The sequence below is a fragment of the Amycolatopsis sp. M39 genome, from assembly GCF_001651785.1.
Classification (GTDB): Bacteria; Actinomycetota; Actinomycetes; order Mycobacteriales; family Pseudonocardiaceae; genus Amycolatopsis; species Amycolatopsis rubida.
Map to the genome: position 1 here is coordinate 84,756 of NZ_LWSF01000028.1, position 7,480 is coordinate 92,235.

6 protein-coding genes and 1 pseudogene are annotated in these 7,480 nt (G+C 71.7%); 5 read left to right on the top strand and 2 right to left on the bottom strand.

Annotated elements, in window-relative coordinates:
• Positions 1–78: 78 nt before the first annotated feature.
• Complete coding sequence (locus A4R44_RS37825) at positions 79–1,296, top strand: amidohydrolase family protein (RefSeq protein WP_067592136.1); 1,218 nt, start codon at positions 79–81, stop codon at positions 1,294–1,296.
• 240 nt (positions 1,297–1,536) lie between these two features.
• Here the strand turns inward: A4R44_RS37825 and A4R44_RS37830 are convergent, their stop codons facing one another.
• Positions 1,537–2,190 carry a GntR family transcriptional regulator gene (locus A4R44_RS37830; RefSeq protein ID WP_067592140.1) on the bottom strand — a complete coding sequence of 218 codons (654 nt, stop codon included), beginning with the start codon at positions 2,188–2,190 and terminating at the stop codon, positions 1,537–1,539.
• Between the two features lie 869 nt (positions 2,191–3,059).
• Here A4R44_RS37830 and A4R44_RS49605 point away from each other — a divergent pair.
• On the top strand, positions 3,060–3,671 hold the full coding sequence (locus A4R44_RS49605; protein ID WP_067591955.1) for an amidohydrolase family protein: 612 nt from the start codon (positions 3,060–3,062) through the stop codon (positions 3,669–3,671).
• A gap of 429 nt (positions 3,672–4,100) precedes the next feature.
• On the opposite strand, the gene A4R44_RS37845 is transcribed toward A4R44_RS49605, so the two are convergent.
• The gene (locus A4R44_RS37845; protein WP_095213866.1) at positions 4,101–4,715 is read right to left on the bottom strand and encodes a TetR family transcriptional regulator; all 615 of its coding nucleotides are present in this window, start codon (positions 4,713–4,715) and stop codon (positions 4,101–4,103) included.
• A gap of 101 nt (positions 4,716–4,816) precedes the next feature.
• On the opposite strand from A4R44_RS37845, the gene A4R44_RS37850 reads away from it, so the two are divergent.
• The 3 genes and pseudogenes from A4R44_RS37850 (at position 4,817) to A4R44_RS37860 (ending at position 7,296) form a co-directional block, all read left to right on the top strand.
• Positions 4,817–5,602 carry an SDR family NAD(P)-dependent oxidoreductase gene (locus A4R44_RS37850; RefSeq protein ID WP_067591961.1) on the top strand — a complete coding sequence of 262 codons (786 nt, stop codon included), beginning with the start codon at positions 4,817–4,819 and terminating at the stop codon, positions 5,600–5,602.
• Positions 5,603–5,717: 115 nt separating this feature from the next.
• Positions 5,718–6,329: pseudogene (locus A4R44_RS37855) on the top strand (NAD-dependent epimerase/dehydratase family protein); the annotation flags it as partial.
• Positions 6,330–6,651: 322 nt separating this feature from the next.
• Positions 6,652–7,296 (top strand): GntR family transcriptional regulator, encoded by a 645-nt coding sequence (locus tag A4R44_RS37860; RefSeq protein WP_067591965.1) that lies wholly within the window; start codon positions 6,652–6,654, stop codon positions 7,294–7,296.
• Positions 7,297–7,480: the final 184 nt, after the last annotated feature.

Here is a 7,480-nt window from a genome sequence, read left to right on the forward strand (position 1 = left end):
CCCGGTGGCTGTCCCGGCCGAACCGGCCCGGGGTAGGCTTGGTATACCAAAGCGCTCCCGTTGAGAAAGGTGCTCTCCGTGTTGATCCGTGACGTCCGTCCCTGGGGCGGTCAGCGCAGCGACGTCGAGGTGGCCGGCGGCCGGATCGCCGCGGTTCGCCCGCATGATCCGGCGGCGTCCGGAGGGGAGGCGGTCGAGGGGCGCGGGCGGCTGCTGTTCCCGTCGTTCAGCGACGTGCACGTGCACCTCGACTCGACGCGGGTCGGCCTGCCGTTCCGGCCGCACACCGGGGCGCCGGGCGTCTGGGCGATGATGCTGAACGACCGCGAGAACTGGCGGAACGCCGAGGTGCCGCTGCCGGAACGCGTCGCGGGCACGCTGGAGCGGATGATCGCGAACGGAACCACGCGCGTGCGCACCTACGCGCAGGTCGACGTGGACTGCCGGCTCGAAAAGCTCGACGCCGTGCTCGCGGCCAAGCAGCGCTTCGCCGCGCACGCGGACGTCGAGGTGATGGCATTTCCGCAGGCAGGGATCCTGCGCGAGCCCGGCACCGCCGACGTGCTGGAGGCCGCGCTGCGTTCGGGCGCGTCGGTGGTCGGCGGGATCGATCCGTGTTCGCTCGACAAGGATCCCAAGGGGCACCTGGACGTCGTGTTCGGGCTGGCCGAGAAGTACGGCGTCGAGGTGGACATCCATCTGCACGAACCGGGGCATCTGGGCGTGTTTTCGACGGACCTGGTGATCGAGCGGGTCCGCGCGCTGGACATGCGCGGCAAGGTGACCATGTCGCACGCGTACGAGCTGGGCTCGGTTTCGGAAGCGGTGAGCCGCCGGCTGATCGACACGTTCGCGGAGCTGGACATCGCGATGGCCACGGTCGCGCCGTCGGTCGACCGGCAGTTGTCACTGGCGGAGCTGACGACCGCGGGCGTGCGCGTCGGGCTGGGGGAGGACGGGCAGCGGGACTACTGGAGCCCGTACGGCAACTGCGATCTTCTCGACCGCACGTGGCAGCTGGCCTTCACGCACGGGTTCCGGCGCGACGAGCTGATCGAGATGGCGCTGGCGGTCGCGACGATCGGCGGCGCGTCGATCCTGAGCCACGACGTGCCCCGGCTGGCGGGGATCGCCGACCGGCCCGGCGTGGCGGCCGGCGATCGGGCGGATCTGGTGCTGGTGGACGGCGAGACGCCGACCAGCGCGGTGATGGACCGCGGCAAGGACCGGACGGTGCTGCACGACGGCGTCGTCGTGGCGGACGGGCTGGNCGGGCTGGCGGTCGCCGACCTCTGACGGGCGAAGTCCGGCGGGGCCGGGAGAGGCCGCCGGGCCGACGCCGACGCCTCGGCCGCGATGGGGTTTCTGATCGACGGGCGCGGTCTCGCCGGCGCGAGCGTCCATGAGCGGAACCCTGAAGGAATCAGATTCCCGCAGGGTTCCCCTCACGGACGTCAGCGGGAGCGGGGAGCCGCACCGGCGTTCGGCTCCCGGCGCCCAGCCTGGCTGGGGAAGCTCCGCGCTCACGGGCGCGGCTCAACCGGTCGAGGCTTCCCCCGGCGGATGCCGCCGCGCCGCCTCGCTGGTGCCCGTCGCGAGATGGGCCAGCACCAGCCGTTCCACCCGCTCGACGTCGCGGTCCACGATCGCCTCGTACAAGAGCTCGTGCTCCGCCGCCATCGCTTCCAGGTCGTCGTGCTGGCCGAGCAGCCACCGCATCCGGCTGCGCAACGTCCGCTCCAGTTCGCCGAGCAGTTCGTTCGCCGACAGCGATGTCACGACCTCGTGGAAGTCCGCGGCCGCCCGGCGGGCGGAGACCGCGTCGCCGGCGCGGGCGGCGCGCAGTTCCGTGTCCAGCACCTCCCGCAGCCGCGCCAGGCCCTCGCGGGTGCGGCGCTGCGCGGCGAGCCGGAAAGTGAGGCCCTCGAACGCGGTGCGCACCTCGTTGAGGTCCGCGACATCCGACGCGGTGAACTCCCGCACCACCGACCACGACCGCGGCCGCGGCGTCACCAGGCCCTCGTTTCCCAGCGCGCGCAGGGCGTCCCGCACCGGCACCCGGCTCACGCCCGTCTCCGCGGCCAGATCCCGTTCGACCAGCTTGCTGCCGGGAGCCCGCGTGCCGTCGAGGATCTCGTTCCGCAGCCGTTCGGCGACGCGGCTGGACTCCGAGGCGAAACCCGGCTCCATCCGACCCCCTCCCGCCGCTGTCACCGACAGGATCGGCGAATCTCCTCCCAGGTTCCCGGAAAGACCCGCACCCGGCAAGGTCTGGCCGCCAGGTTCCGCCGTTTGGTATACCGCAACGCACCGAGCGGAAGGACCCCGATGCGCGCTCGCTGGCGTGCCCGCCATGTGCCGGCCCATCAGAACGGGCGGCACGCCCTGCTGGAGAACGGCGAGGTCGCCGGGGAGGACGACGTCGCCGCCCACGTCGGCCCGCGGTACGCCGGAACGACCGGCCTGGGCGTCGGCCTCGGCGAATCGCTCGTCCTCCCGGGCCTGATCGACCTGGACGCGCTGCCCGATGCAGACCGTCTCGTCCTCGATTCCTGGGCCGCGGCGGACCGTGCGGCCGGTCTGCAATGGCCGGAGGACTACTTCGCGCACCGCCGCCGCGACGTCTTCACGCCGGAAGAACGGCAGANACGGCAGACCGTTCGCGAGTACGCGCTCGTTCAGCTGGCGCCGCACGGAGTCACGACCTTCATGCCGATCGCGTCGGAGATCCATTCGTCGTGGGCCGAACCGTACGACGAACTCGTCGCGATGGCGGACTTCTCGCGGAACCTCGGGCTGCGCGGATATCTGGGCCCGGCTTACCGTTCCGGCGTCAACGTGGCCACTGTGGACGGTACCCTTCGCCGAACCCCGCGGCGACCAGGGGCTAGCCGACGCGCTGCGGTTCCTCGACCACGCGAAGGAACTCGACGATCCGCTCGTCAACGGTGTTCTGTTGCCGTGTCGCATCGAGACCCTCACCGAAGACCTCATGCGCGCCTCCGCCGACGCGGCGCGCGAGCGCGACGTCCTGGGTGCGGCTTCACTGCCCGCAAGGCGTGCTGGAGCGCGAACTGATCCTGGACCGATACGGCGTAACGCCGCTGGAAATGCTCAAGCGCACCGGCCTGCTCGGCGAACGGCTGCTGATCCCGCACGGCCACGTCCTCGACCGCCATCCCGGCGTCCACGGCGACGTCGCGACCTTGGCCGCGGCCGGCGCGTGGGTGATCCACTGCCCGCTCACGTCCTTCCGCTACGGCCACGCCCCGCGCTCGTTCCGCGAATGCCGCGAAGCAGGGCGGAACCTGTGTCTGGGCACGGATTCCTTCCCGCCGGACCTGGTGCGCGGCATGGATGTCGGCGTGCATCTGGCGAAGGTGACGGACGACCGCGCCGACGCGGCCCCGGCGGAGTGGTACGTCGAGGCGGCGACCCTCGGCGGCGCCCGTGCGCTCCGCCGCGGCGATCTCGGCAAGCTGGCTCCGGGTGCGGAGGCGGACCTCGTCGCATTCCACGCCGGCGACCTCCGCGACGGCGTGCGGGACGATCCGATCCGCACTTTCCGGCTCTCCGGAACCGCCCGCCAGGCAACGCATTCCGTCGTCGCGGGCCAGCCGGTGCTGGTGGACGGGGATGCGGGAGGCCAGACTCGGGGCGCGCTTTGGTAGACCGGATCGCAGTGGCGGGACGAGGCAAAACCGGTCGCCGGCCGACGGCTAGCTTGTGCCGTCGAAAGGGGGACGCGATGGACAACCCGGCGACGGAGCTGTGGCGCCCGGCCGGTCCGGCGGAGCTGGGGCTGGTCCGCGTGGTCGCCGGAGCAGCCGATCTTCTACCCGGTGCTGAACGAGGGCTACGCGGTGAAGGTCGAGCGAGACTGGAACGTCCGGTACGACGGCGCCGGCTACGTGACCCGCTTCCGCGTCGAGACGCGTTCCTCGCCCGTTATCCGGTGCGGCAGGCGGGCGGCGAGACGATCCTGGAGCTGTGGGTTCCCGCCGAGGAGCCGCCGGAGTTCAACGCGCCACCTGGCCGGGGAGATCGAGGCCGTGCACGAGTTCCGCTGACCGGCCGGCTCGTGCCCGCCGGTCCCGGTTCTAACCGTGATCGGCACTCGCGAGCCCGCCCGACAACCCGCGGAAACACCGAACCGCCAACTCCACCGGCGCCGCTTTCTCCTCGGTCCCAGCCCACAGCTCCAGCGAGATCCGAATGGCATCCGTCGCCGCGGCCGCGACCAGATGCACCGTCACCTCGTCCGCCTCCGGGGCCAGTCGCGCCAGCACGGGACGCAGCCGGGTCTCGGATTCGCCGTTCACCCGGTGCCACACGGCCGCCAACGCCGGGTCGTCCCCGCTCGCGGCTCGCAGCAAGCCGCGTGTCCAGCTGAATTCCGGGGCGGCGTCGGCGGCGGAGATCGTCTTGCGGATCGCGTCCTCGACCGCCTTCAGCAGCGGCGTTCCTTCGGGCGTCGACGCGAGGTGGTCCCGCCACGAGTCGGCGCCGACGACCAGCAGCGGGGCGACTGCGTCCTCTTTGGTGCGGAAGTAGCGGTAGAAGGTGCGCGGAGCGACACCCGCCGCGGCGGCGATCGCTTCCGCTGTCGTTCCCTGTGCGCCATGCTCGGTGAACAGGCGAGCGGCGGCCCGGGCGATGTCGAGTTGCGTCGCCGCTTTGCGCCGTTCGGTCAGGGTCGGGGTCTTTCCGCTCACCATCGCCACGCTACCCGATCACTGTCAAGCATGCAGGCCTAGTCAAAGTGGCACAATCTGCCATATAGGCGTAACATGACGGTAGATGAAAGGAGCGGACCATGAACCGTTACGAAGGACGCCGTGTGCTGGTCACGGGAGCGGGCTCGGGCATCGGGCAGGCGACAGTGCTGCGGATGCTGGCCGAGGGCGGACGTGTCGTCGCCGCGGACGTGAGCGAAGCGGGCCTGGCGGACACCGTCGAGAAGGCGGGCGCCGCGGCGGACCGGCTGAGCACCGTGGTCGTGAACGTCGCCGACGAAGCGTCGGTGAAGGCCGGGGTCGCGTCGGCGGTCGAGCAGCTCGGCGGGCTGGACGCGCTCGTCAACGCCGCGGGCATCCTGCGGTCGGCGCATACCCACGAGATGCCGCTCGGGGAGTTCGAGCAGGTCCTGCGCGTCAATCTGGTCGGCACGTTCCTGATGATCCGCGAGTCGATCCCGGCGCTGCGCGAAGGCAGCGGCCCGGCGGTGGTGAACTTCAGCTCGACGTCGGCGATGTTCGCGCACCCGTACATGGCGGCGTACGCGGCGAGCAAGGGCGGCATCCAGTCGATGACGCACGCGCTGGCGTCCGAATACGCGAAGGACGGCATCCGGTTCACCGCCGTGCAGCCCGGTTCGATCTCTTCGGGGATGACCGACGGCAGCGGCAAGAGCAAGCAGAGCGTCGGTCCCGGCTTCCCCGAGGACGCCGACTTCACCCTGCTCGGCAAGCTGCTTCCCGCGCTGCGTCAGGGTTTCGCCGGTCCGGAGACGGTCGCGTCGGTCGTCGCGATGCTCGCCAGCGAGGACGCCGCGTTCATCACCGGCACCGAGGTCCGCATCGACGGCGGCACGCACTTCTGATGCGCGATGTGGTCAAGAACCGGCAGGCGGGCGGGCCGTAGCTTCGCCGCATGACAGAGTTCTCCACCGCCCGATGCGGGGTGCGGCGATGATCCTCGTGACCGGCGGCCTCGGCATGATCGGCGCGCACACCGCCCGGGCGCTGGCCGATCTGGGGCGGGAGGTTCTGGTCACCGGGCACCGGCGGACGGACGTCCCGTCGTTCCTGGCGGGCCGGGCCGCCCTGGAAACGCTCGACGCGACCGACCGGGACGCCTTTCTCGCACTCGGCGGCCGGTACGACATCACCGAGGTCGTCCACCTGGCGGGCAGCGTCCCCGGCGACGACCCGGTCGCGTTCTTCCGGACGAACCTGACCGGCCTGGCCAACGCGCTCGACGCGGCCCGCACGTGGCGGGTGCGGCGGTTCGCGGTCGCGAGCAGCCTCGGCGTGTGCATCGGCTGCGACGAGCCGAGCTGGCGCGAGGACCTGTCGCTGCCGCCCGCGGATCTGCCGCATCTGATCGTGGCGTTCAAGAAGGCCGTCGAACCGCTCACGACGCACAGCCTGCGGGGGAGCGGCGTCGAACCCGTGGTGCTGCGGATCGGGACGGTGTGGGGTCCCCTGGTGGACCCGGAATCGCCGTTCTTCCCGATCCCGTCCTACCTCAACGCCGGACTGCGCGGTGACCCGCCGCGTCCGCTGGTTGCCGACGAGGGGTTCGACTGCTGCTACGCACCCGACGCCGGCCGCGCGATCGCGTTGCTGACCACGGTGCCGTCGTTGAAGCACGACACGTACAACGTGTCGCGCGGGCAGCCGGTGACGAACCGGGAATTCGCCGAGGCGCTCGCGGAGATCGCGCCGGGCCTGCCGGATCAGCTGCGGCCCGGCGGGGCGACCGGGCCGTATCTGGATATTTCGCGGCTCCGGGAGGAAACGGGTTTTCGCGCCGGAGTTCGGCGTGCGGGCGGCGGTGGCGGATTACGCGGGGTGGCGGAAGACGAATCCGCGCTGAGAAGGAACTGGCCACAGTGGACGGTCCGGGCGGTGGTGCGAGAATGGCCGGATGGCAGCGGAACAGGGCGTCGAATCCGAGACGGACCGGGTCGTGCGGCGGCTCCGGGACGAGATTCTGGACGGGGCGCGCAAACCGGGAAGCAAGCTCGTCGAACGGGATCTCGCCGCGGACCTCGGCGTGAGCCGGGTACCGGTGCGGGACGCGCTGAAAACGCTGGTCGCCGAAGGCCTGGTCACGCCGCGCCCGCGGACGTGGGCAGTGGTGCGCGAGTTCACCGCGAGCGACGTCGCCGACTTGCAGGAAGTGCGTGCGGCGCTGGAAGTCCTGACGTTCAAGCTCGCGGCGACCCGCCATTCGCGTGCCGGTCGGGATCAGCTGCGTGCCGCGTTGGACGCGGAAACGGCCGCGGCCGCTGCCGGTGACGCGGTAGCGGCCCATCGCGCGGCGGCGGATTTCCACGAGGCCGTCACGGCGATGGCGGGGAACGAGCTGCTCAACGAGCTGGAACTCACGCTGCGCAGCCGGATGCGGTGGCTGCTCGGCCAGCACGAGGATCTGGAGCGGGTGGCGGGGGAGCACCGGGCGCTGTACGACGCGATCGCGCGGCGGGACGCGGATGCCGTGGAAGCGCTGCTGATGGAGCACATGGAGAGCGGGCGGCATCTGCGCGGGCTGGGGCGCGGCGGCGGTTGACGGGCGAGGGGCAGGTTCGCCGGGGATTCGGCGGTCGCCGCCCCGCACCGGGCGGGCATGCCCGTCCCTTGGCGCGGGGCGACCGGCCCGGTCGAACTCAGCACCGGCATCGGCACCGGCCCGGTCGCACCCCGCTCCGGCATCGGCTCCGGCCCGGTCGCACCCCGCTCCGGCATCGGCTCCG